Here is a 23,266-nt window from a genome sequence, read left to right on the forward strand (position 1 = left end):
GGAGCCGGAGCCGTGGATGGCCTGAACGGCTGCGTTGACGGTTGCATCGTCGAGTGTCGAGACGTCTACGGAGGGAGCGTAGGATTTGATCTCGTGAAGGTCGGTGCTGGTTGCGGCGTTTGCGGCACCTGCCAGAGTTGCTGCTGCGACGGCGGCGATAGCGATGAAACGGTTCATGACGTGTCCTTTTCTATGTTCGGAATTCAGGTTGATCAGTTTGCGTTCAGCAGGATTGCGCGAACGGTCGATGTCTTTTCGCTCTCGGAGCCGGAGCCGTGGATGGCCTGAACGGCTGCGTTGACGGTTGCATCGTCGAGTGTCGAGACGTCTACGGAGGGAGCGTAGGATTTGATCTCGTGAAGGTCGGTGCTGGTTGCGGCGTTTGCGGCACCTGCCAGAGTTGCTGCTGCGACGGCGGCGATAGCGATGAAACGGTTCATGACGTGTCCTTTCTTAAGTGTGTGGGCTCAATCAGCCCGGGAATGTGTTTCGCCAGTCTTCGTTGGCGATGAGCTGTAATTGGGGGTGTGGGCCGCCAAAGTGAAATCACGAAACAGTCGCAGCTGTTCACAGCGATTTGTTCTTGAAAAACGGGCGTTTATCGCGGTCATGCGTGCAGTTCTGCACAGTATATGTGCGCGTCAAACATGCTTGGTTTTTTGGCTGATCCCGCGACGGAAATACACGTTAAGAGGGTGTAACAATCGGGGCTGTGTCGCTGTTGCGCACGATCTTGTGTATGTAAAATTACATGGGCTTTGTTTCAGCAAAGCGCGGCCGCGTGACCCTGCGCGACCCCGGCGTGACGCAGAAGAGGCCGACAGATGCAGATTTGTGGGCAAGACCACTTGATTTCGCCCTTGGCTTGGAATACGCCCCATCTCGGCCTTAGGGGTATAGCTCAGTTGGTAGAGCGACGGTCTCCAAAACCGTAGGTCGTGGGTTCGAGCCCCTCTGCCCCTGCCATTTTTCAGACCAGATCTCTGAATGTTGCCCTGCGCCGGGTTTGCTGCCGGGCCCACATTGCAGTCGCACGCGCTTGCGACTAGGAAAGCGCGACCCGATCCAAGCTCAGGCGCCGCGCAATGCAGATTGCCCAGACAGCATCGACAACCGTCCCGGCGGCCCGCATCACTCTGGAGGGGGTTTCCTTCAGCCGCGATGGTCGTGTGCTGATCCATGACACCTCGCTGGAGGTGAGCGATGCCAGAATCGGCCTCGTCGGGCGCAATGGTTCGGGAAAGACCACGCTTGCGCGGCTCCTTGCCGGGTTGATCCGGCCAGATAGCGGCAGGGTTCTGATAAACGGCGTTGATGTCGCGCGCGACCGCCGTGCAGCCATCCGGACCGTTGGAATCCTTTTCCAGAACCCCGATCATCAGATCATCTTTCCGACGGTTGACGAAGAACTGGCCTTCGGGCTGCGTCAGATCGGCCAAACCAAGCAGGTGGCGGAAGAGGGCGCGCAGCAGATGCTGGCGCGGTTCGGCAAGAGCCACTGGCAGGGACGCGCCGTCGCCACGCTGTCTCAGGGACAAAGACATCTGGTTTGTCTGATGGCCGTGCTGGCGATGGAGCCTGCGCTGATCATTCTGGACGAACCCTTTACCGGGCTGGACATCCCGACCATGCGCCAGATGCACCGCTATCTTGCGCAGGTGGCGCCTTCGGTGCTGCAAATCACCCATGATCCGGCCGCATTGTCGGCATATGACAGGGTGATCTGGATGGAGAAGGGCGCCGTGATGGAAAACGGCCCGGCGGAACCTGTCCTTATGCGATACGAGGCAGCAATGGCGGAGGCGCAGGATGCTGGCCCTGACATCCTCGACTGAGACGATCTATCACCGCTGGCGGGCCTCGGCCAAGCTGGCGGCGGTTTCGGTGGGCGTGTTCGCGCTCTACCTGATCGATAGCCCGGCCCTGCTAAGTCTGGCGGTTGCGGGGGTCGCGCTGGCTTATCTTGTCGGCGGATGGCAGTTTCTGGTTGAGGGGGTCCGGTTCCTCCGCCCGCTCTGGTTCTTCGTGGCGATCGTGCTGGTCTGGCATGTCGTGGCGGGCGACCCGCTGACAGGTCTGGCCGTGGCGTTGCGTCTGGTCGCCGCTGTCGGGCTTGCCAACCTCGTGACCATGACCACCCGGCTGGATGATCTGGTGGAGCTTGTGCTGTGGATTTTGTCGCCGCTTGAAAAGCTGGGCATCCGCACCGCCCCGATCGGCTATGCGATGGCGCTTGTCGTGCGGTTCACGCCTGTCCTTTTCGGCAAGGCGGGAACCCTGGTCGATTCGTGGCGCGCGAGAAGTGCGCGACGTCCCGGCTGGCGGCTTGTCATGCCGATCACCGTCACCGCGATAGACGACGCAGAGCAGGTGGCCGAAGCCTTGCGCGCCCGGGGCGGCTTCGATAGTGACCCCTGAAACGGGTTTTCTACCAAAGGAACATCTCTTGGAACGCAATACCGTCCTTATCGCCCTGTTCGCCGCGTTGATCGCCGTGCTGGGGCTGATCCCGAAAATATCGCTGGGTTTTGGTGTGCCCATCACGGCGCAAAGCCTTGGCGTGATGCTGTGCGGGACCGTTCTGGGTGCACGCCGCGGCGCGCTCGCGACGCTGCTGTTCTTGCTGCTGGTGGCACTTGGGCTGCCGCTTCTTGCGGGTGGGCGCGGTGGGTTGGGCTTGTTCGTCTCGCCAACCGTCGGGTTCCTTGTCGGCTGGCCTGTCGCTGCGTTTGTCACCGGTCTGATTGTGGAGCGTGCCAAGGGGCTGCCGCTTCTTCCGGCGGCCATCCTCGGGGCCTTTGTCGGGGGCATCGTGGTTCTTTATGCTTTCGGGATCGTTGGCATGGCCGTGACGCTGGACAAATCGCTGGGCGAGGCTGCAATGCTGGCAACACCCTTCATCCCGGGTGACCTGATCAAGGCGGCCCTCGCCGGTTTCGTCACCTCTGCTTTGGCACGCGCGCGACCCGCAAGCGTCCTTTCGCGGGCCTGAGACAACGGCGTCGGGGTCAGTCCCCGGCGCCCAGAACCAAAGCGGTCCCGATTCCGCCAGCGGCCGCAATTGCCGCCAGACCCAGCCCGCCATCGGCGCGCAGATCGTGAAAGAGCCTCACGGCCAGAATCGCGCCGGATGCGCCGATCGAGTGGCCCCGCGCCAGCGCGCCGCCCTTGCGGTTGACGGTCGCGGGATCAAGCCCGGCCTGTTCGACACATGCGATGGCCTGCACGGCGAAGGCTTCCATGATTTCCGATGCGCTCAGCTGCGATGGTGCCAGCCCCAGCAAGTTCAGGCTGTCCTTGATCGCGGCAACAGGGGCAAGGCCGGGGAGCATGGGATCCCCGCCCGCGACTGCGCCGCCCAGTATGGCGACATATGGCAGGCCCAGATGGCGCGCACGTGTCTCGGAAGTGATGACGCAGAAGGCGGCCGCATCGGCGGCGGCGGCGGTATTTGCCCGGCTGATGCTGCCCACGATAACAGGGGCCCGCGCGCAAAGCCTTTCCGTCATCTTTCGCGTGTAGCTGTCGGCCTCGGTCCCGACAATTTCAGTGGCAAGCTCTGCTCGCGCGGCGAGCGCTTTGGCATGGCTCGCAACGGTCCAGCCATCCTGTGCCGCGCGTGATATGGACAGGTGGCGGGCCAGCGCATCGGCAGCTTCAGCCATGTCAGGGTCGCGATCCGGCCAAGGCGTAAAGGGCGGCTGGTCATATTCCCGCGGCGGGATGCCCGCCCTTGCGGCAGTCAGTCGGACCGGGCGGCGAGAATAGCTCTCCGCGCCACCTGCGATGATGGTTTCGGCCTGACCGGACAGGATCATGGCCTGTGCCAGCCGGATCGCATCAAGGCCAGAGCAGCACTGCCGGTCGATGCTAAGCCCGGCGACACGCATCGGCAGCCCCGCCGCAAGGGCCGCGACCCGCGCCGGGTTGCCGCCAGCGCCGAGCGCGTTTCCCATGATCAATTCGTCCACAGCTTCGGGCGTTTGGCCGATATCGGACAGGCAGGCCGCAATGACGGGTTTGGCCAGTGCGTGCAGGTCGAGATGGGACAGCGCACCTCCTCTTGGGGCGACGGCACTGCGGCGCGCGGCGACGATCACTGCGCGCGTCATGACGCCCCCTGCAACAGACGCTCCAGCGCGGCGAGGTCGGTCTTGCCGCTGGGTAGCGTGGGCCAGTCCTCCAGCAGCGTTGCGCGACGCGGTGCGATCTCTGCGCCAAGCCTCTGACGGCACGCTCGCAGAATGGCCCCGGGATCCAGCAGGCTGCTGGGTCCGGACAGAAAACAGACCGGGACCGACCCGCGACGCGGATCGGGCACAGGCAGAACAGCCGCATGCGCGACGCCGGGTTGATCCAGCAGAATACGTTCCATCGCTTCGGGAAAGACATTGCGGTCGGAGACGGTAAACATGCGATTGCGCCGCCCCGCATGATAAAGAAACCCTTCCGCGTCCCGCCAGCCCAGCTCTCCGACAGTGAGAAACCCGTCCTGCCAGCGCGTCTCTTTACTGTTGCCCAAAGCGTAACCCTCAAACAGAAAAGGGCTGCGCACCCAGATTTCGCCCACCTCGTCGCTTGGCAGATCATTTCCGTTGCCGTCCCTTATACGTAAGGTGACGCCGGGATATGGGCGACCGACGGACAGGGGGGGCGTGCCCGCGTCCGAAAACGTGATGAAGCTTGTCTCGCTTGCGCCGTAAAAACCGTGGATCGCGGCGTTTGGAAACAGGGCTTGCGCGGACTCCCTTGCGGCACCGTCAAGAAAACCGCCGCCCACAAGAACGTGTCGCAGCGCGGATATGGGCGTTACCCCATCAAGCGCCGTGGCAAGCTGGCGCAACTGCGTGGGCGTGGTGAAGAGACGCGTCGGTGCCGCCGCATCCATCTGGCGTAGCCTGACATCCGGCCGGGGAGCGGCAATCACCGACAGATCGGCCCCGATATGCATCGCGCACACCGCACCATATAGAGCCAGGGAATGGCTTAACGGACCGAAGACAGCAACGTGATCGCCTTGCGCCGTGTTCCACAGACCACGGTCCAGCTCGAATGAGCGAATCCAGGAGGCATGGCTGCGACGTATGCGCTTGGGCTGACCGCTCGACCCCGAAGTTTCGCATTGCACAAACGCCCCGCCATCCGGTCCGGCATCCGGGGAACGGCCCGTGTGGATGCAAAATTCGCGCCCCGCATCGATTGCCGCCATCAGCTGCGCGGCGCTGGCGTCAACGGGGTGGGCCGCGATCAGGGCAACGCGGCCTTCGGGCGGCGCTTTTGCAGGGGATACCCGGTAGCCATCCACATACAGGCTGCTTCCCGGATGTCGGAAAAAGTTTTGTCTGTCCGATATCTGAGGCAGGGGTGGGGTCAATCGGCACCTGTGCAAATTTCTTCGGCCTGTGATGCATGTGGCGCGGCCTGCTGCATGCCTCGCGCAACCAGAATGGTTTTACGGGGGGAGGGCCGAGGGCACAAGCCGAGCCTTGCCGCCGCACCGTTTTGCCATTCACGAGCGCTCAGCCTATCACCGGGCCTTGAAATCGCCGTTCGTGCCAAGTATGTGCCGTTCGTCCGCAATGAAAGAAGAACAGCCATGGCTATGACCAACCCGCTCCAGTTTATTCAGCAGGTCCGCTCCGAAGTGGCCAAGGTGGTTTGGCCCACGCGCCGCGAGGTGTTGCTGACAACGGTGATGGTGTTCATCATGGCGACGCTGACGGCTATCTTCTTTGCCATCGTCGATATTCTTATCCGCGGTGGTCTTCAGATGCTGCTGGGAATGTTCGGCTAACCGGGGCTTTCCGAACAGGATCGCCCTGCCGCAGGCTTGAACTCGCCGCCCATCGCGGGTATTGCGCACAACAATCATCCGAAAGGCGTGCGGCGATTCGTGTTGCGCGCCGATTTTGTTTCGGAAAAGCGGCGGCTGTCCCGTTGAGATCGGCCTGCCAGTAAACAGAACAACACCCGGTCCCCGGATCGGTGCAGAACAAGGGTTTGTGACCAGATGGCGAAACGGTGGTACTCGGTGAGCGTGCTCTCGAACTTCGAGAAGAAGATCGCCGAACAGATCCGGACGGCGGTTGAGGAGCAGGAGCTCCAGGACCAGATCGAAGAGGTTCTTGTTCCGACCGAAGAAGTGATCGAGGTTCGCCGCGGCAAGAAAGTCACGACGGAACGCCGCTTCATGCCGGGCTATGTCCTCGTGCGGATGGAGATGTCGGATCAAGGGTATCACCTGATCAACTCCATCAACCGCGTCACCGGGTTTCTGGGCCCGCAAGGCCGCCCGATGCCGATGCGCGATGCCGAGGTTCAGGCCATCTTGGGCCGCGTGCAAGAGGGCGAGGATGCCCCGCGCACGCTGATCCATTTCGAGATCGGCGAAAAGGTCAAGGTCAACGACGGCCCGTTCGAGGATTTCGACGGCATGATCGAGGAAGTCGACGAGGACAATCAGCGCCTCAAGGTTTCCGTATCTATTTTTGGCCGGGAAACCCCGGTCGAGCTGGAATTCACGCAGGTGTCAAAGCAGGTGTGATGTTCGAGACGTGGGAGGCGAGGCGGCCAATGGCCGACCGACCCCAACCACGGCAAAACGGAACTTTCGTTCCATTGCAGGATGGGCAAGCCCCATCGCTTGATAAAGGAGAGGCCACATGGCCAAGAAGCTCGTAGGCAGCCTGAAGCTGCAAGTCCCTGCCGGGCAGGCAAACCCGTCGCCGCCCGTCGGCCCCGCACTGGGTCAGCGCGGGATCAACATCATGGAATTCTGCAAGGCGTTCAACGCCAAGACGCAGGAAATGGAGCAAGGCGCGCCTTGCCCGACCATCATCACCTATTACCAGGACAAGTCCTTCACGATGGAAATCAAGACGCCGCCTGCGTCTTATTACCTCAAGAAGGCTGCCAAGCTGAAATCCGGCGCCAACACGCCCGGTCGCGCAGTTGCAGGTCACGTGACCGTCGCCCAGGTGAAAGAAATCGCCGAAGCGAAGATGAAAGATCTGAACGCCACCTCGATCGAAGGCGCTATGCAGATCATCCTGGGCTCCGCCCGCTCCATGGGCATCGAGGTGAAGTAAGATGGCGAAACTTGGAAAACGCACCCGCGCCGCTCGCGAAGCCATTGCCGGCAAAGAGAACGTCTCTGTCGAAGAGGCCGTTTCGCTGATCAAGGCGAATGCCAACGCGAAATTCGACGAGACCGTCGAGATCGCGATGAACCTGGGCGTTGACACGCGCCACGCTGACCAGATGGTCCGCGGCGTGATCGGCCTGCCCAACGGCACCGGCAAGACCATGCGCGTTGCAGTCTTTGCACGCGGCGCCAAGGCCGAAGAAGCTCAGGCCGCCGGTGCAGATATCGTTGGCGCCGAAGACCTGATGGAAACCGTTCAGGGCGGCACGATCGAATTCGATCGCTGCATCGCGACACCTGACATGATGCCGATCGTCGGTCGTCTGGGGAAAGTGCTGGGTCCGCGTAACCTGATGCCGAACCCCAAGGTTGGCACGGTGACGATGGATGTGGCGCAGGCCGTTCAGGACGCCAAGGGCGGTCAGGTTCAGTTCCGCGCTGAAAAGGGCGGCGTTGTGCATGCCGGTGTTGGCAAAGCATCGTTCGATGAGGCCAAGCTGGTCGAGAACATCCGCGCCTTCGTCAGCGCCGTGTCCAAGGCCCGCCCTGCAGGCGCCAAAGGCACCTATATGAAGAAGGTCTCGCTGAGCACCACGATGGGTCCGGGCGTTTCGGTTGCAGTGGACTCGGCCAACGCTGAGTAACACGGCTCCAATTTGATTGCAGAAAGGCGGGCCCCCGGGTCCGCCTTTTTGCGTTATTTTGCCGCTTCAGGTTTGAGACCGGGCTAAGCGGATCCTCCAAGAAGCACAAAGGCCAGGAACACGAACCGGAAGGCGCGCTCGCAGTGTTGTGATGGTGATCTGACCTGTCGGTGAAAGTTTTTTGCAGCAAGGCCTTTCCTTCTCCTCAAGCTTTGGCTATCACCCCGTCCGTCGGGCCGCCCGCTTTATATCGGGTGGCCTGATGATTCGTCCAAGACGGTGGGTGACGAAAGTCATAAATCCTGCCTGAGACGGGAACCGAACAATTCTCTCTCCGGGGTTAGCCTCGGGCGTGATTGGGAACGACCCGTACGGACCCGATGCCGGACCCTTGAAAGGTCCGGTTTAACGAGCCGGAGGGTCACTGCCTTCCGAAAATTGGAGTGAAACTGTGGATAGAGCCCAGAAAGAGAAATTGGTCGAGGAACTCGGCCAGATCTTCGAAAGCTCTGGCGTCGTTGTGGTCTCCCACTACGAAGGCCTCACGGTTGCCGAGATGCAGGATCTGCGCGCGCGTGCACGCGAAGCGGGTGGATCTGTACGTGTCGCCAAGAACAGGCTCGCCAAGATCGCCCTTGAAGGCAAGCCCTGCGCAAGTATCGCAGATTTCCTGACGGGCATGACCGTTCTTACCTATTCCGAAGACCCCGTGGCTGCTGCCAAGGTGGTTGAGGACTTCGCCAAGACAAACTCGAAACTCGAGATCCTTGGCGGTGCGATGGGTGAAAACGCTCTGGACCGGGCTGGTGTTGAAGCCGTGTCGAAAATGCCGTCGCGTGAGGAGCTTATTGCTTCGATCGTTGGCTGCATCGGCGCTCCTGCTTCGAACATTGCCGGTGCAATTGGCGCCCCTGCTTCGAATATCGCAAGCATTCTCTCGACCATCGAAGAAAAGGCCGAGGCTGCTTGAGGCAACCCATGAGACCTGCGTGGGGTTGAACATCCCGGCGTTGGAACACATCTAGATACGGAAAGAGTCTAAAATGGCTGATCTGAAAAAACTGGCAGAAGAGATCGTTGGTCTGACGCTTCTCGAAGCACAAGAACTGAAAACCATCCTGAAGGACGAGTACGGCATCGAGCCCGCAGCTGGCGGCGCTGTCATGATGGCCGGTCCCGCAGGCGATGCCGGCGGTGCGTCTGCTGAAGAGCAGACCGAATTCGACGTCATCCTGAAATCGGCAGGCGCCTCCAAGATCAACGTGATCAAGGAAGTCCGCGCGATCACCGGCCTGGGCCTGAAAGAAGCCAAAGAGCTGGTCGAAGCTGGCGGCAAGGCTGTCAAAGAGCAGGTTTCCAAGGACGAAGCCGAAGAGATCAAAGGCAAGCTGGAAGCAGCTGGCGCCGAAGTCGAGCTCAAGTAATCCGGCTGGGACACGCCCAATCCCGCAGGGGAGGGTGGATCAGGATTTTCGACGAGAATCCGCGTTCAGTGTCCTGACCGAACAAAAAACTGGCTGGGTCCGGGAGAATTCCGGGCCCAGCCGAACTTGTCTTGGAAAGGCCCCGCAAGGTCCCGGATCAGGTCCGGGACAGGGGGTTTTCTCAGGCAAGGTTCCAAAGATCGGGAGGCCTTCGGTGGGACGGAGGCCGGGAATTGATCGGAACTTTTGTCGTCTCGTAGGGGCGTGTCGCTGTAGCCCGACAGCGCGCACACCCGGTGAGAAACTGAAAGGTGACACCTGTCATGGCGCAAAGCTTTCTTGGCCAGAAACGTCTTCGCAAATATTACGGCAAAATCCGTGAAGTTCTGGAGATGCCGAACCTGATCGAGGTTCAGAAATCCTCGTACGATCTTTTCCTGAAATCCGGTGACCAGCTCCAGCCGATGGACGGCGAGGGGCTGAAAGGCGTTTTCCAGTCGGTCTTCCCGATCAAGGATTTCAACGAAACCGCCGTGCTGGAATTCGTCAACTACGAGTTGGAGAAGCCCAAATACGACGTCGAGGAATGCCAGCAGCGCGACATGACCTATGCCGCGCCGCTGAAGGTGACACTGCGCCTGATCGTGTTTGATATCGATGAAGATACCGGGGCCAAATCGGTCAAGGACATCAAGGAACAGGACGTGTTCATGGGCGACATGCCCCTGATGACACCGAATGGTACGTTCGTGGTTAACGGCACCGAGCGTGTGATCGTGTCCCAGATGCATCGTTCGCCGGGCGTGTTCTTTGACCACGACAAGGGCAAGACGCATTCGTCGGGCAAGTTGCTGTTCGCTTGCCGGATCATTCCCTACCGTGGCTCCTGGCTCGACTTCGAATTCGACGCCAAGGACATCGTTTTTGCGCGGATCGACCGTCGCCGCAAACTGCCTGTGACCACCCTGCTTTATGCTCTGGGTCTGGGGCAGGAAGACATCATGACGGCGTATTATTCGACCGTCGATTACAAGCTTGAGAAGGGCCGTGGCTGGGTAACCAGGTTCTTCCCCGAGCGTGTGCGTGGCACCCGTCCCACATATGACCTCGTCGATGCGGCCACCGGTGACGTGATCGCCGAAGCTGGCAAGAAGGTCACTCCGCGCGCCGTCAAGAAGCTGATCGACGAAGGCTCTGTCAGCGACCTGCTGGTTCCGTTCGAGCAGATCGTCGGCAAGTTTGTCGCCCGTGACATCATCAACGAGGAAAACGGCGCGATCTATGTCGAGGCTGGCGATGAGCTGACCTACGAATTCGACAAGAACGGCGAAGTGACCGGCGGCACGCTGAAAGAGCTGGTCGACGCGGGCATTACCGAGATCCCTGTTCTTGACATCGACAACGTCAATGTCGGTCCGTACATGCGCAACACCATGGCGCAGGACAAGAACATGAACCGCGAAACCGCGCTCATGGACATTTACCGTGTCATGCGTCCGGGTGAGCCGCCGACCGTCGAGGCTGCTTCGGCGCTGTTCGAAACGCTGTTCTTCGACGGCGAGCGCTACGACCTCTCCGCTGTGGGCCGCGTCAAGATGAACATGCGTCTGGCTCTCGACAAGCCTGACACCCAGCGCACGCTGGATCGCGAAGACATCGTGGCCTGCATCAAGGCGCTGGTCGAATTGCGCGACGGCAAGGGCGACATCGACGACATCGACCACCTCGGCAACCGCCGGGTCCGGTCTGTTGGCGAACTGATGGAAAACCAGTATCGCGTCGGCCTTTTGCGGATGGAGCGCGCGATCAAGGAACGTATGTCCTCGGTCGAGATCGACACGGTCATGCCGCAGGATCTGATCAACGCGAAACCCGCAGCCGCGGCTGTGCGTGAATTCTTCGGCTCTTCGCAGCTGTCGCAGTTCATGGACCAGACCAACCCGCTGTCCGAAGTGACGCACAAGCGTCGCCTTTCGGCGCTTGGACCGGGCGGTCTGACGCGTGAGCGTGCCGGCTTTGAGGTGCGCGACGTTCACCCGACCCACTATGGCCGGATGTGCCCGATTGAAACGCCTGAAGGTCCGAACATTGGTCTGATCAACTCGCTGGCCACCTTTGCCCGCGTGAACAAGTATGGCTTCATCGAAACGCCTTACCGCGTCGTGAAGGACTCCATCGTTACGGATGAAGTGCACTACATGTCCGCGACCGAGGAAATGCGTCACACCGTGGCACAGGCAAACGCCAATCTCGACGAGAACATGCGTTTCGTAAACGATCTGGTGTCGACCCGGAAATCCGGTGACTACACCTTGTCGCCGAACGAGAATGTGGACCTGATCGACGTCAGCCCGAAACAGCTGGTATCCGTTGCGGCCTCGCTGATCCCGTTCCTTGAAAACGACGACGCCAACCGCGCTCTGATGGGCTCGAACATGCAACGTCAGGCGGTTCCGACCCTGCGCTCCGAAGCGCCCCTCGTGGGCACCGGGATCGAAGGTGTCGTTGCGCGCGACTCCGGCGCGGCCATCATGGCCAAGCGGGCAGGCGTGATTGACCAGGTTGACGCGATGCGGATCGTTGTGCGTGCCACCAGTGATCTCGAACTTGGCGATGCCGGGGTCGATATCTACCGGATGCGCAAGTTCCAGCGGTCCAACCAGAACACATGCATCAACCAGCGTCCGCTGGTGAAAGTGGGCGATCTGGTCGAGAAGGGCGAAGTGATTGCCGACGGCCCGTCCACCGATATGGGGGAACTGGCGCTTGGTAAAAACGTCGTCGTCGCCTTCATGCCGTGGAATGGTTACAACTACGAAGACTCGATCCTGATCTCTGAGCGCATCGCCCGCGATGACGTGTTCACGAGCGTGCATATCGAGGAATTCGAAGTCGCCGCCCGCGACACGAAGCTTGGACCGGAAGAAATCACCCGCGATATCCCGAACGTCGGCGAGGAAGCCCTGCGCAACCTTGACGAGGCGGGCATCGTCTATATCGGCGCCGACGTAGAGCCGGGCGACATTCTTGTGGGCAAGATCACCCCCAAGGGCGAAAGCCCGATGACGCCGGAAGAAAAGCTTCTGCGCGCCATCTTTGGTGAAAAGGCTTCGGACGTTCGTGACACCTCGCTGCGCGTGAAGCCGGGCGATTTCGGTACGGTTGTCGAGGTCCGCGTGTTCAACCGCCACGGTGTGGAAAAGGACGAACGTGCGCTTCAGATCGAGCGTGAAGAGATTGAACGCCTGAGCCGTGACCGTGACGACGAACTTGCGATCCTGGACCGCAACATCTACGCGCGTCTCAAGGACATGATCCTTGGCAAGATCGCTGTCAAAGGTCCCAAGGGCGTCGCCTCCAACTCGCAGATCACCGAAGAAGTGCTGGGCATGCTCAGCCGCGGTCAGTGGTGGCAGTTGGCGCTGGAAGACGAAGATGACGCCAAGATCGTCGAAGCCCTGAACGAGCAGTATGAGGTGCAGAAACGTGCCCTTGATGCCCGTTTCGAGGACAAGGTCGAAAAGGTCCGCCGTGGCGATGATCTGCCCCCGGGTGTCATGAAAATGGTCAAGGTGTTCGTGGCGGTGAAGCGCAAGCTGCAGCCGGGCGACAAGATGGCCGGCCGTCACGGCAACAAGGGTGTGATTTCGAAAGTGGTGCCGATGGAGGACATGCCGTTCCTCGCCGATGGCACCCCGGTCGATTTCTGTCTGAACCCGCTGGGTGTTCCGTCGCGTATGAACGTTGGTCAGATCCTTGAAACCCATATGGGTTGGGCTGCGCGCAGCCTTGGCATCAAGATCGACGATGCGCTTGGTGAATATCGCCGGTCTGGCGATCTGACCCCGGTGCGTGAAGCGATGCGGATTGCCTATGGCGACGATGTCTACGAAGAGGGCATCACCGGCATGGACGAGAACCAGCTTCTGGAAGCTGCAGGCAACGTGACACGCGGCGTTCCGATCGCAACACCTGTCTTCGATGGTGCGAAAGAGGCCGACGTCAACGACTCGCTGAGGCGCGCAGGCTTTGACACGTCCGGTCAGTCGATCCTGTTCGATGGACGGACGGGCGAGCAGTTCAGCCGCCCCGTCACTGTCGGCGTCAAGTATCTGCTGAAGCTGCATCACCTTGTGGATGACAAGATCCACGCGCGCTCTACCGGCCCGTACAGCCTCGTTACCCAGCAGCCGCTGGGTGGTAAGGCCCAGTTCGGTGGTCAGCGCTTCGGGGAGATGGAAGTCTGGGCTCTGGAAGCTTACGGCGCCGCCTACACCCTGCAGGAAATGCTGACGGTGAAATCGGATGACGTGGCAGGCCGGACCAAGGTCTACGAGTCGATCGTCAAAGGCGAAGACAACTTCGAGGCCGGCGTTCCGGAATCCTTCAACGTTCTCGTCAAAGAGGTCCGCGGTCTGGGCCTTAACATGGAACTCCTGGATACGGAGGAAGATGAGTAACCTTTGATCTTGGTTGGGGAGCGTCCCATCTGGGTGGGAGCGTTTGGCTCGATTGTCGGCATCTGGTTGATGATCGGCGCAGTCCAGAAGGCTCCCGAAAGCGACCCAACCTTTTTCAATTACCTTCGGCCAAAGCGGTTCATTGCAGGGATCTTCATCCTCGCTGCCTCGGTCGATATCATCTTTTTCTGAATCCCCTCTGAAAGGGAAAGCTATGAACCAGGAACTGACAAACAACCCGTTCAACCCCGTCGCACCGGTGAAAACCTTCGACGAGATCAAGGTATCGCTGGCGTCGCCCGAGCGGATCCTCTCGTGGTCCTTCGGCGAGATCAAGAAGCCCGAAACCATCAACTACCGGACGTTCAAGCCCGAACGTGACGGTCTGTTCTGCGCGCGTATCTTTGGCCCGATCAAGGATTACGAATGCCTGTGCGGCAAGTACAAGCGTATGAAGTATCGCGGCGTTGTCTGCGAGAAATGCGGTGTTGAAGTCACGCTGCAAAAGGTCCGCCGCGAGCGTATGGGCCATATCGAACTGGCCGCACCTTGCGCGCATATCTGGTTCCTGAAGTCGCTGCCCTCGCGCATCGGCCTCATGCTGGACATGACGCTGCGCGATCTGGAACGCGTTCTCTACTTCGAGAATTACGTGGTGATCGAGCCCGGCCTGACCGATCTGACCTATGGCCAGATGCTGACCGAAGAAGAGTTCATGGACGCGCAGGATGTCTATGGCATGGATGCGTTCACCGCCAATATTGGTGCCGAAGCGATCCGTGAAATGCTCGCAGCCATCGATCTGGAATCCGAGGCAGAGCAGCTGCGCGCCGATCTTAAAGAGGCGACAGGCGAGCTGAAGCCCAAGAAGATCATCAAGCGTCTGAAAGTCGTGGAATCCTTCTTGGAATCCGGCAACCGTCCCGAGTGGATGGTCATGACGGTCATCCCCGTGATCCCGCCAGAACTGCGCCCGCTGGTGCCGCTTGATGGGGGCCGTTTCGCGACGTCTGACCTGAACGACCTGTATCGCCGCGTCATCAACCGGAACAACCGTCTGAAGCGTCTGATCGAACTGCGTGCGCCCGATATCATCGTGCGGAACGAAAAGCGGATGCTGCAGGAATCTGTGGATGCGCTGTTCGATAACGGCCGTCGCGGTCGCGTCATCACCGGTGCCAACAAGCGCCCGCTGAAGTCGCTGTCCGACATGCTGAAGGGTAAGCAGGGTCGCTTCCGTCAGAACCTTTTGGGCAAGCGCGTCGACTTCTCGGGCCGGTCTGTCATCGTGACGGGTCCGGAGCTGAAACTGCATCAGTGTGGTTTGCCCAAGAAAATGGCGCTGGAGCTGTTCAAGCCCTTCATCTACTCGCGTCTGGAGGCCAAGGGCCTGTCCAGTACCGTGAAGCAGGCGAAGAAGCTGGTCGAGAAAGAGCGCCCCGAGGTTTGGGACATTCTGGACGAGGTTATCCGCGAACACCCCGTCATGCTGAACCGCGCACCGACATTGCACCGTCTTGGCATTCAGGCATTCGAACCGATGCTGATCGAAGGCAAGGCCATTCAGCTGCACCCGCTGGTCTGCTCGGCCTTCAACGCTGACTTTGACGGCGACCAGATGGCTGTTCACGTGCCGCTGTCGCTCGAAGCGCAGCTGGAAGCACGCGTGTTGATGATGTCGACGAACAACGTTCTGTCGCCTGCAAACGGCGCACCGATCATCGTTCCGTCGCAGGATATGATCCTTGGCCTTTACTACGTGACCATCGCCCGCGATGGCATGAAAGGCGAGGGCATGTCTTTCTCCTCCATCGAAGAGGTGGAGCACGCGCTGAACTCTGGCGAAGTGCATATGCATGCGAAGATCACGGCCCGCGTCACCCAGATTGACGACGAGGGCAACGAGATCGTCAAGCGCTACGAGACGACACCCGGCCGGGTCCGTCTGGGCGCGCTGCTGCCGATGAACGCGAAGGCGCCGTTTGATCTGGTCAACAACCTGCTGCGCAAGAAAGACGTGCAGAAGGTCATCGACACGGTCTACCGTTATTGCGGTCAGAAAGAGTCTGTCATCTTCTGCGATCAGATCATGTCCATGGGCTTCAAGGAAGCGTTCCGCGCGGGCATTTCCTTTGGCAAGGACGACATGGTCATCCCGGAATCCAAATGGCCGATCGTCGAAGAGACGCGCGATCAGGTGAAGGATTTCGAACAGCAGTATATGGACGGCCTGATCACCCAGGGCGAAAAGTACAACAAGGTTGTCGATGCCTGGTCGAAGTGTAACGACAAGGTTACCGAGGCGATGATGTCGACGATTTCGGCGGCCAAGACGGATGCCGACGGCTCTGAATCGGAACCGAACTCGGTCTACATGATGGCCCACTCCGGTGCGCGTGGTTCGGTTACGCAGATGAAGCAGCTGGGCGGGATGCGCGGCCTGATGGCGAAGCCGAATGGCGACATTATCGAAACGCCGATCATCTCGAACTTCAAGGAAGGTCTGACCGTTCTTGAATACTTCAACTCGACCCACGGCGCCCGTAAGGGTCTGTCGGACACCGCGCTTAAGACGGCGAACTCGGGTTACCTGACCCGGCGTCTGGTTGACGTGGCGCAGGATTGCATCGTTCGGGACCGCGATTGCGGCACGGAACGCGCGATCACTGCCGAAGCGGCGGTCAATGACGGTGAAGTCGTGTCTTCGCTGGCTGAACGTATCCTGGGCCGTGTCGCGGCAGAGGATCTTGTGCGGCCCGGCACGGAAGAGGTCATGGTTCGCGAAGGTCAGCTGATCGACGAACGCATGGCGGATACCGTCGACCAGTCCGGTCTGGCAACTGCCCGTATTCGCTCGCCTCTGACCTGTGAGTCGGAAGAGGGCGTCTGCGCAATGTGCTACGGTCGTGATCTGGCGCGCGGTACGATGGTGAACACCGGCGAGGCCGTGGGCATCATTGCGGCGCAGTCGATTGGTGAACCCGGCACGCAGCTGACGATGCGGACCTTCCACATCGGCGGTGTTGCGCAGGGTGGTCAGCAGTCCTTCCAGGAGGCCAGCCAGTCCGGTGTGATCGCATTTGATCAAGCCAACACGCTGGAAAACTCGGTTGGCGAGACGCTGGTCATGGGCCGTAACATGAAGTTGCGGATCATGGATGAGCATGGTGAGGAACGCGCCAGCCACAAGCTGGGCTACGGCACCAAACTGTTCGTGACCGAAGGCCAGAAGATCGAGCGCGGCGACAAGCTGTTCGAATGGGATCCCTACACGCTGCCGATCATCGCCGAGAAAGACGGTATGGCGCGGCATGTGGACCTCGTGAACGGTGTGGCTGTTCGTGAAGATACCGACGAAGCAACCGGCATGACGCAGAAGATCGTGGCCGATTGGCGTGCAGCGCCGAAAGGCAATGAACTGAAGCCCGAGATCATTCTGGTCGACAGCGACGGAGAGCCGGTTCGCAACGAGGCTGGCAATCCGATCACCTATCCGATGTCGGTGGACGCCATTCTTTCGGTCGAAGACGGACAGGACATCAAGGCCGGTGACGTTGTGGCGCGGATCCCGCGCGAAGGCGCCAAGACCAAGGACATCACCGGGGGTCTTCCCCGCGTGGCGGAACTGTTTGAGGCACGTCGTCCGAAGGACCACGCAATCATCGCGGAAATCGATGGCTATGTGCGCTTTGGCAAGGACTACAAGAACAAGCGCCGCATCTCGATCGAACCGTCGGACGACTCGCTGACGCCCGTCGAATACATGGTGCCGAAAGGCAAGCACATCCCGGTGGCCGAAGGTGACTTCGTTCAGAAGGGTGACTACATCATGGACGGTAACCCCGCGCCGCATGACATCCTTGCCATCATGGGTGTTGAAGCGCTGGCAAATTACATGATCGATGAGGTGCAGGACGTCTACCGGCTCCAGGGCGTGAAGATCAACGACAAGCATGTCGAAGTGATCGTGCGTCAGATGCTCAAGAAGTGGGAGATCAGCGACAGCGGTGATACCACGCTTCTGAAAGGCGAGCATGTCGAGAAGATCGAGCTGGACGAGGCCAACGAGAAGGCGATCTCGCGCGGCGGCCGCCCGGCATCTGGTCAGCCTGTGCTGCTGGGGATCACCAAGGCGTCGCTGCAGACACGTTCGTTCATGTCGGCGGCCTCCTTCCAGGAGACGACGCGCGTGCTCACCGAAGCCTCTGTTCAGGGCAAGCGTGACCGCTTGATCGGCCTGAAAGAGAACATCCTTGTGGGTCGTCTGATCCCGGCGGGTACGGGCGGCGCGACGCAGAAGATGCGCAAGATTGCCCGGTCGCGTGACAACGTGGTCATCGAGGCGCGCCGTGAAGAAGCGGAAGCGGCGGCAGCTCTTGCTGCGCCGGTCGTCGAAGAGGATGCCATCGGGGGTGACTTCGACAGCGGTATCGTCGACACGCCCGAAAGCCAGGGCTGAACGCTTCGGCTTTCAGACTGACGGTTTACTGAAAAAGAAACCCCCGCGCAGCGATGCGCGGGGGTTTTTCTGTGCCAGCACGGGGCAGCGGGGCCATCGCGCGTGGATGCGGACGTCAGGCGGTTCCCCGGACCGGGCGATCGTTCTTGATGTTGAACCGCATCCCGTCCAGCAGGTCGTCCAGATCCGGGCGCGCCGCCGGGCCGTTGGAGATATCGACAAGCATCAGCGTTCCATCGGGTCGGAGCGCAAAGGCCCCGGGTTCGGCGAACCGTTCCGTGGTTTCCGCTTCTGACAAGGGGTCAGAGACGTAAAGGCCAAGCGCCCGCATCTGCTCTTCCGTCAGACCGTAGCAAAGATCGAAATCCCAGCCGAATTCCTTCTTGTCGGCCTGCGCCTTTACTTGCGTGTCAGCCGAAACCACGACGACATCCAGAAGGTCCGTCCAGTCGGCAAGAGCGGCGTTCAGCTTGTTGAGGAACTTCTTGCAGCGGGGGCAATGCCGACCGCGATAGACGAACAACATCGTCCAGCGATCTTTCTCCTCCCCAACCGTGACCGTGCCCGAACCATCCGCAAGGCTCAGGGCGAACGGGCTGATTTTTTCGCCAACACGCGGCTTTGGTGAACTCATCATCTTTCCTTTTCGTTAAGTCATCGCGGATGGTGAAGGAGATAGCCATCCACCGCAACCAACCCTGTCGTGAACGGAGAAAATCGAGCGAGTGCCGTCCTGCGCATTGCCGGGGTCATATCTGCCTCGGGTGCGCCCTGACACGCGATCAAAGCCCTGAATAGACTTGCCTTACGTGATCGGCGTCGATGGCGAACCGCTTGCGGAATCTGGCCTCGCCCTTTTCATCCAGCCGGGGCAGGTCGATCGGTTTCACATGTTTCTTCTGCCGGGAATCGTTGTGATCGTTATGCCCGCGCACATACATGGGAGAGTCTGTCTGGCTGATGGTCGGCATGAACTGGTTCAGACGGGTATGCGAAAAAATCATGATCGTCTGCCTTACACCGGGCCCCGCCGCCAAAGCGAGCGCCACGCCGTAAAAGGGTGTGAGGTTACGCTCTGCGCGCAGCCCTTCGGCAACGGGACGGGCCAGGAACCCGCGGTTGAAGTCGATGGCCACCAGACTGTTTGTGTCCAGCAACCCACTGCATTTCGCGGCCGTTTCTCGCAACCGCTCGACATAATCCACCGCGACGGCATCGTCATCATCATGGCGGAACTGGAGGCAGGGCGCATTCAGATCCCGCGCGCGGTTGATGACGTCCTGGCAGACTTTCCGATGCGGACCCGGCGCACGTTCGACGATTCGCGCTTGCGCGAACCCGTCCAGCAGGCGTTCAAGCCGCGCCCGGTAAGGCGCAGGCAGGCTGTCGCCGATCAGGACGAGGAATTCGAAATCGGGGTCCGTCTGTGCCTTCAAGCCCGGCAGGCAGATTGTCTCGAACTGGCGGAACCGTTCGTCCATGCGCGCAGGGGCGTAGAGGTAATCCTGCCGCTCTTGCAGGCTTTGATGCTCGACCTGAAAGCCGCCCTCGGCAGGGTAGGAAAAACGGCACAGGCCGATCACTTGCATGTTGGGGTTTCCACTGTAAAACGCCATTATTTGTTGCAGCAAAGACTGTCATTGCCAAAGCGGCTGCACAAGGGGCAGCTGCTGTTGACAAGGCCTGCGACTCCCCATATACGCCCGCTATCTTGACGAAGGGATATCTGTCTCTTGCGTCACACTTAAAGTTAGAAGCGGTCAAGATCCGGGTCCTGTACCCCGATCCTCTGGAAACCCCCGCGTCGTTCCCGTTATCGGGGACGAATGCGGTTTTTTGCGTCGCACCCTCAAGTGGTGCACCCGGTGCTTTGCGGACGCGCAGGGCGCTTTTGTTGTCAACCCGCACGCAACGCGCGTGCACCACATATGTGAGCTACACGGGGAAAGAACCGGAATGCCAACGATCCAACAGCTGATCCGCAAGCCGCGGCAGCCGAAAGTCAAACGCTCGAAGTCTATGCACCTTGAGCAATGCCCGCAAAAACGCGGCGTCTGCACGCGTGTCTACACGACCACACCGAAAAAGCCGAACTCGGCCATGCGGAAGGTTGCCAAGGTGCGCCTGACCAACGGTTTCGAAGTCATCAGCTACATCCCCGGTGAAAGCCACAACCTTCAGGAACACTCTGTGGTTCTGATCCGTGGCGGCCGTGTAAAAGACCTTCCTGGTGTGCGTTACCACATCCTTCGCGGTGTTCTGGATACCCAGGGCGTCAAGGATCGTAAGCAACGCCGTTCGAAATACGGCGCGAAGCGTCCGAAATAAGAGGATTAACAGATGTCCCGTCGTCACGCCGCTGAAAAACGCGAAGTCCTGCCCGACGCCAAGTATGGCGATCGGGTTCTGACAAAATTCATGAACAACCTGATGGTCGATGGCAAGAAATCGGTCGCAGAGCGCATCGTCTACAACGCCCTTGAGCGTGTGGAAGACAAGGTGAAGCGCGCGCCGGTGGAAATCTTCCACGAAGCGCTCGACAACATCAAACCCTCGGTCGAGGTTCGCTCGCGCCGTGTGGGTGGTGCCACCTACCAGGTTCCCGTCGAAGTGCGCCCCGAGCGTCGCGAAGCGCTTGCAATCCGCTGGCTGATCACTGCCTGCCGCAACCGCAACGAACACACCATGGAAGAGCGCCTCGCCGGTGAGCTTCTGGATGCCGTCAACAGCCGTGGCACGGCCGTTAAGAAGCGCGAAGACACCCACAAGATGGCCGACGCCAACAAAGCGTTCAGCCACTACCGCTGGTAATTCAACTCCGAAGGACGTTAGCCCAATGGCACGCGATTATCCCCTCGATCGGTACCGTAACTTCGGTATCATGGCGCATATCGACGCAGGTAAGACCACCTGTTCGGAGCGCATCCTGTTTTATACCGGCAAGTCGCACAATATCGGCGAAGTGCACGATGGCGCCGCGACCATGGACTGGATGGAGCAGGAGCAGGAGCGTGGGATCACCATCACCTCTGCTGCCACCACGACGTTCTGGGAGCGCACTGAGAATGGCACAGAGCCCGACTCGCCGAAGCACCGCCTGAACATCATCGACACGCCCGGCCACGTTGACTTCACCATTGAAGTCGAGCGTTCGCTGGCCGTTCTCGACGGCGCCGTCGCCGTTCTGGACGCCAACGCCGGTGTTGAGCCGCAGACCGAAACCGTGTGGCGTCAGGCTGACCGCTACAAGGTTCCGCGGATCGTGTTCGTCAACAAGATGGACAAGATCGGCGCGGACTTCTTCAACTGCGTTCACATGATCGAAGACCGCACCGGCGCCCGCGCCGTTCCCGTCGGTATTCCGATCGGTGCCGAGACAGAGCTGGAAGGCCTTCTCGACCTCGTGACCATGGAAGAATGGCTGTGGCAGGGCGACGATCTGGGCGCGTCCTGGGTCAAGGCTCCGATCCGCGACAGCCTGAAGGACATGGCTGACGAATGGCGTGGCAAGATGGTCGAGGCCGCCGTCGAAGAAGACGACGACGCGATGGAAGCCTATCTTGAAGGCGAAGAGCCTGACGTCCCGACGCTGCGCAAGCTGCTCCGCAAGGGCACGCTGGCAATGCATTTCGTTCCTGTTTTGGGCGGGTCTGCCTTCAAGAACAAGGGCGTTCAGTCGCTGCTCAACGCGGTTATCGACTATCTTCCCAGCCCGCTGGACGTGGTTGATTACATGGGTTTTGCGCCCGACGATGAAACGGAAACCCGTAACATCCCGCGCCGCGCCGATGATGACATGGCGTTCTCCGGTCTTGCGTTCAAAATCATGAACGACCCGTTTGTTGGCTCGCTGACCTTCGTCCGGATCTATTCGGGCAAGCTTGCCAAGGGCGATTCGATGCTGAACTCGACCAAGGGCAAGAAAGAGCGCGTCGGTCGTATGATGATGATGCACTCGAACAACCGTGAAGAGATCGAAGAGGCATTTGCCGGCGACATCATCGCGCTTGGTGGCCTGAAGGACACCACGACCGGTGACACGCTTTGCGACATCAAAGAGCCCGTCGTTCTGGAAACGATGACGTTCCCCGATCCCGTGATCGAGATCGCCGTCGAGCCCAAGACCAAGGCTGACCAAGAGAAGATGTCCCAGGGTCTGGCCCGTCTGGCCGCTGAAGACCCGTCCTTCCGCGTTGAAACCGACATCGAGTCGGGTCAGACGATCATGAAGGGCATGGGCGAACTTCACCTCGACATCCTCGTTGATCGTCTGAAGCGTGAATTCAAGGTCGAGGCCAATATCGGTGCACCACAGGTGGCTTACCGCGAGACCATCGGTCACGAGGTCGAGCATACCTACACCCACAAGAAACAGTCGGGTGGTTCGGGTCAGTTCGCCGAAGTGAAGATGATCATCTCGCCGACAGAGCCGGGCGAAGGCTATTCGTTCGAGAGCCGCATCGTTGGTGGTGCTGTTCCGAAGGAATACATTCCCGGCGTTGAAAAGGGCATCCGCTCTGTCATGGATAGCGGCCCGCTGGCTGGCTTCCCCGTGATCGACTTCAAGGTTGCGCTGATCGACGGTAAGTTCCACGACGTGGACTCCAGCGTTCTGGCCTTCGAAATCGCAGCACGCATGTGCATGCGCGAAGGTATGCGGAAAGCCGGTGCGAAACTGCTCGAGCCGGTCATGAAGGTCGAGGTCATCTCGCCCGAGGAATATACCGGCAACGTCATCGGCGACCTGACATCGCGTCGCGGTCAGGTGACAGGGCAGGAACCGCGCGGCAACGCCATCGCGATCGATGCCTTCGTGCCTCTGGCCAACATGTTCGGCTACATCAACACCCTGCGTTCCATGTCTTCGGGCCGCGCGCAGTTCACGATGCAGTTCGATCATTACGATCCGGTTCCGCAGAACATCTCGGAAGAGATCCAGTCGAAATACGCATAAGCCGGGTGGCGGGGTGAACCCCGCCCTACCCAACACTGTAGGGTGGGGTTCACCCCCACCATCCGTTAGAAAAAGGAGCCAATACCATGGCAAAGGAAAAGTTTGAGCGTTCTAAACCGCATTGCAACATTGGCACGATTGGCCATGTTGACCACGGCAAGACGACGCTGACGGCTGCGAT

General features: G+C 60.0%; 20 protein-coding genes and 1 tRNA gene. 16 read left to right on the plus strand and 5 right to left on the minus strand.

Features of this window, described 5'->3' with window-relative positions:
- Positions 1-212: 212 nt before the first annotated feature.
- Positions 213-440 carry a hypothetical protein gene (locus tag EDD52_RS21925; protein WP_132248761.1) on the minus strand — a complete coding sequence of 76 codons (228 nt, stop codon included), beginning with the start codon at positions 438-440 and terminating at the stop codon, positions 213-215.
- A gap of 450 nt (positions 441-890) precedes the next feature.
- Here EDD52_RS21925 and EDD52_RS21930 point away from each other — a divergent pair.
- The 4 genes from EDD52_RS21930 (at position 891) to EDD52_RS21945 (ending at position 2,992) form a co-directional block, all read left to right on the plus strand.
- Positions 891-966 (plus strand) — tRNA-Trp (locus EDD52_RS21930).
- A gap of 119 nt (positions 967-1,085) precedes the next feature.
- Entirely contained in the window at positions 1,086-1,835 is a 750-nt protein-coding gene (locus EDD52_RS21935) for an energy-coupling factor ABC transporter ATP-binding protein (RefSeq protein WP_132248762.1), read from the plus strand.
- On the plus strand, positions 1,810-2,418 hold the full coding sequence (locus EDD52_RS21940) for an energy-coupling factor transporter transmembrane component T family protein (RefSeq protein WP_132248763.1): 609 nt from the start codon (positions 1,810-1,812) through the stop codon (positions 2,416-2,418). The genes EDD52_RS21935 and EDD52_RS21940 overlap by 26 nt, the downstream gene beginning before the upstream one ends.
- Positions 2,419-2,446: 28 nt before the next feature.
- Positions 2,447-2,992 (plus strand): biotin transporter BioY, encoded by a 546-nt coding sequence (locus EDD52_RS21945; RefSeq protein ID WP_132248764.1) that lies wholly within the window; start codon positions 2,447-2,449, stop codon positions 2,990-2,992.
- Between the two features lie 16 nt (positions 2,993-3,008).
- Here the strand turns inward: EDD52_RS21945 and EDD52_RS21950 are convergent, their stop codons facing one another.
- Complete coding sequence (locus EDD52_RS21950) at positions 3,009-4,112, minus strand: thiolase family protein (protein ID WP_132248765.1); 1,104 nt, start codon at positions 4,110-4,112, stop codon at positions 3,009-3,011.
- Entirely contained in the window at positions 4,109-5,305 is a 1,197-nt protein-coding gene (locus EDD52_RS21955) for an AMP-binding protein (RefSeq protein WP_132248766.1), read from the minus strand. Before EDD52_RS21955 ends, EDD52_RS21950 begins: the two co-directional genes overlap by 4 nt.
- Positions 5,306-5,596: 291 nt before the next feature.
- Here EDD52_RS21955 and secE point away from each other — a divergent pair, with 291 nt between their 5' ends.
- From secE to rpoC, 8 genes are all read left to right on the plus strand, one after another.
- Positions 5,597-5,794: a preprotein translocase subunit SecE gene (secE, locus tag EDD52_RS21960; protein ID WP_132248767.1), complete on the plus strand. Its 198-nt coding sequence runs from the start codon at positions 5,597-5,599 to the stop codon at positions 5,792-5,794.
- 216 nt (positions 5,795-6,010) lie between these two features.
- On the plus strand, positions 6,011-6,544 hold the full coding sequence (gene nusG / locus EDD52_RS21965; protein WP_132248768.1) for a transcription termination/antitermination protein NusG: 534 nt from the start codon (positions 6,011-6,013) through the stop codon (positions 6,542-6,544).
- 118 nt (positions 6,545-6,662) lie between these two features.
- Positions 6,663-7,088 carry a 50S ribosomal protein L11 gene (rplK, locus tag EDD52_RS21970; RefSeq protein WP_132248769.1) on the plus strand — a complete coding sequence of 142 codons (426 nt, stop codon included), beginning with the start codon at positions 6,663-6,665 and terminating at the stop codon, positions 7,086-7,088.
- Between the two features lies 1 nt (position 7,089).
- Positions 7,090-7,788, plus strand: a complete 699-nt coding sequence (gene rplA, locus EDD52_RS21975; RefSeq protein WP_132248770.1) for a 50S ribosomal protein L1 — start codon at positions 7,090-7,092, stop codon at positions 7,786-7,788.
- A 451-nt stretch (positions 7,789-8,239) separates the two neighbouring features.
- Positions 8,240-8,758, plus strand: a complete 519-nt coding sequence (gene rplJ, locus EDD52_RS21980) for a 50S ribosomal protein L10 (RefSeq protein WP_132248771.1) — start codon at positions 8,240-8,242, stop codon at positions 8,756-8,758.
- Between the two features lie 73 nt (positions 8,759-8,831).
- Positions 8,832-9,212, plus strand: a complete 381-nt coding sequence (gene rplL, locus EDD52_RS21985; RefSeq protein WP_132248772.1) for a 50S ribosomal protein L7/L12 — start codon at positions 8,832-8,834, stop codon at positions 9,210-9,212.
- 323 nt (positions 9,213-9,535) lie between these two features.
- Positions 9,536-13,672 carry a DNA-directed RNA polymerase subunit beta gene (rpoB, locus tag EDD52_RS21990; RefSeq protein ID WP_132248778.1) on the plus strand — a complete coding sequence of 1,379 codons (4,137 nt, stop codon included), beginning with the start codon at positions 9,536-9,538 and terminating at the stop codon, positions 13,670-13,672.
- Positions 13,673-13,886: 214 nt separating this feature from the next.
- Entirely contained in the window at positions 13,887-18,131 is a 4,245-nt protein-coding gene (rpoC, locus tag EDD52_RS21995; protein ID WP_132248773.1) for a DNA-directed RNA polymerase subunit beta', read from the plus strand.
- Between the two features lie 115 nt (positions 18,132-18,246).
- On the opposite strand, the gene EDD52_RS22000 is transcribed toward rpoC, so the two are convergent.
- Positions 18,247-18,765 carry a redoxin domain-containing protein gene (locus EDD52_RS22000; RefSeq protein ID WP_132248774.1) on the minus strand — a complete coding sequence of 173 codons (519 nt, stop codon included), beginning with the start codon at positions 18,763-18,765 and terminating at the stop codon, positions 18,247-18,249.
- A 148-nt stretch (positions 18,766-18,913) separates the two neighbouring features.
- The gene (locus EDD52_RS22005) at positions 18,914-19,720 is read right to left on the minus strand and encodes a putative rhamnosyl transferase (protein WP_132248775.1); all 807 of its coding nucleotides are present in this window, start codon (positions 19,718-19,720) and stop codon (positions 18,914-18,916) included.
- A 367-nt stretch (positions 19,721-20,087) separates the two neighbouring features.
- On the opposite strand from EDD52_RS22005, the gene rpsL reads away from it, so the two are divergent.
- The 4 genes from rpsL to EDD52_RS22025 form a co-directional block, all read left to right on the plus strand.
- Complete coding sequence (rpsL, locus tag EDD52_RS22010; protein ID WP_005621086.1) at positions 20,088-20,459, plus strand: 30S ribosomal protein S12; 372 nt, start codon at positions 20,088-20,090, stop codon at positions 20,457-20,459.
- Positions 20,460-20,471: 12 nt separating this feature from the next.
- Positions 20,472-20,942, plus strand: a complete 471-nt coding sequence (gene rpsG / locus EDD52_RS22015) for a 30S ribosomal protein S7 (RefSeq protein WP_132248776.1) — start codon at positions 20,472-20,474, stop codon at positions 20,940-20,942.
- Positions 20,943-20,967: 25 nt separating this feature from the next.
- Positions 20,968-23,085: an elongation factor G gene (gene fusA / locus EDD52_RS22020; RefSeq protein ID WP_132248777.1), complete on the plus strand. Its 2,118-nt coding sequence runs from the start codon at positions 20,968-20,970 to the stop codon at positions 23,083-23,085.
- Between the two features lie 86 nt (positions 23,086-23,171).
- The coding region (locus tag EDD52_RS22025) for a GTP-binding protein (protein WP_131822069.1) at positions 23,172-23,266 on the plus strand (95 nt) is incomplete at its 3' end.

This window comes from Primorskyibacter sedentarius (genome assembly GCF_004342065.1).
Taxonomy (GTDB): domain Bacteria; phylum Pseudomonadota; class Alphaproteobacteria; order Rhodobacterales; family Rhodobacteraceae; genus Primorskyibacter; species Primorskyibacter sedentarius.

Excerpts from the sequence above, each read along its gene's own strand:
- rplL (WP_132248772.1), top strand. The coding sequence starts at position 8,832 with ATGGCTGATCTGAAAAAACTGGCAGAAGAGATCGTTGGTCTGACGCTT.
- rpoB (WP_132248778.1), top strand. The coding sequence starts at position 9,536 with ATGGCGCAAAGCTTTCTTGGCCAGAAACGTCTTCGCAAATATTACGGC.
- EDD52_RS21925 (WP_132248761.1), bottom strand. The coding sequence starts at position 440 with ATGAACCGTTTCATCGCTATCGCCGCCGTCGCAGCAGCAACTCTGGCA.
- rpsG (WP_132248776.1), top strand. The coding sequence starts at position 20,472 with ATGTCCCGTCGTCACGCCGCTGAAAAACGCGAAGTCCTGCCCGACGCC.
- EDD52_RS21940 (WP_132248763.1), top strand. The coding sequence starts at position 1,810 with ATGCTGGCCCTGACATCCTCGACTGAGACGATCTATCACCGCTGGCGG.
- nusG (WP_132248768.1), top strand. The coding sequence starts at position 6,011 with ATGGCGAAACGGTGGTACTCGGTGAGCGTGCTCTCGAACTTCGAGAAG.
- rplK (WP_132248769.1), top strand. The coding sequence starts at position 6,663 with ATGGCCAAGAAGCTCGTAGGCAGCCTGAAGCTGCAAGTCCCTGCCGGG.
- rpoC (WP_132248773.1), top strand. The coding sequence starts at position 13,887 with ATGAACCAGGAACTGACAAACAACCCGTTCAACCCCGTCGCACCGGTG.
- EDD52_RS21935 (WP_132248762.1), top strand. The coding sequence starts at position 1,086 with ATGCAGATTGCCCAGACAGCATCGACAACCGTCCCGGCGGCCCGCATC.
- EDD52_RS21950 (WP_132248765.1), bottom strand. The coding sequence starts at position 4,112 with ATGACGCGCGCAGTGATCGTCGCCGCGCGCCGCAGTGCCGTCGCCCCA.
- EDD52_RS22005 (WP_132248775.1), bottom strand. The coding sequence starts at position 19,720 with ATGCAAGTGATCGGCCTGTGCCGTTTTTCCTACCCTGCCGAGGGCGGC.
- EDD52_RS22000 (WP_132248774.1), bottom strand. The coding sequence starts at position 18,765 with ATGAGTTCACCAAAGCCGCGTGTTGGCGAAAAAATCAGCCCGTTCGCC.
- rpsL (WP_005621086.1), top strand. The coding sequence starts at position 20,088 with ATGCCAACGATCCAACAGCTGATCCGCAAGCCGCGGCAGCCGAAAGTC.
- secE (WP_132248767.1), top strand. The coding sequence starts at position 5,597 with ATGGCTATGACCAACCCGCTCCAGTTTATTCAGCAGGTCCGCTCCGAA.
- rplA (WP_132248770.1), top strand. The coding sequence starts at position 7,090 with ATGGCGAAACTTGGAAAACGCACCCGCGCCGCTCGCGAAGCCATTGCC.
- fusA (WP_132248777.1), top strand. The coding sequence starts at position 20,968 with ATGGCACGCGATTATCCCCTCGATCGGTACCGTAACTTCGGTATCATG.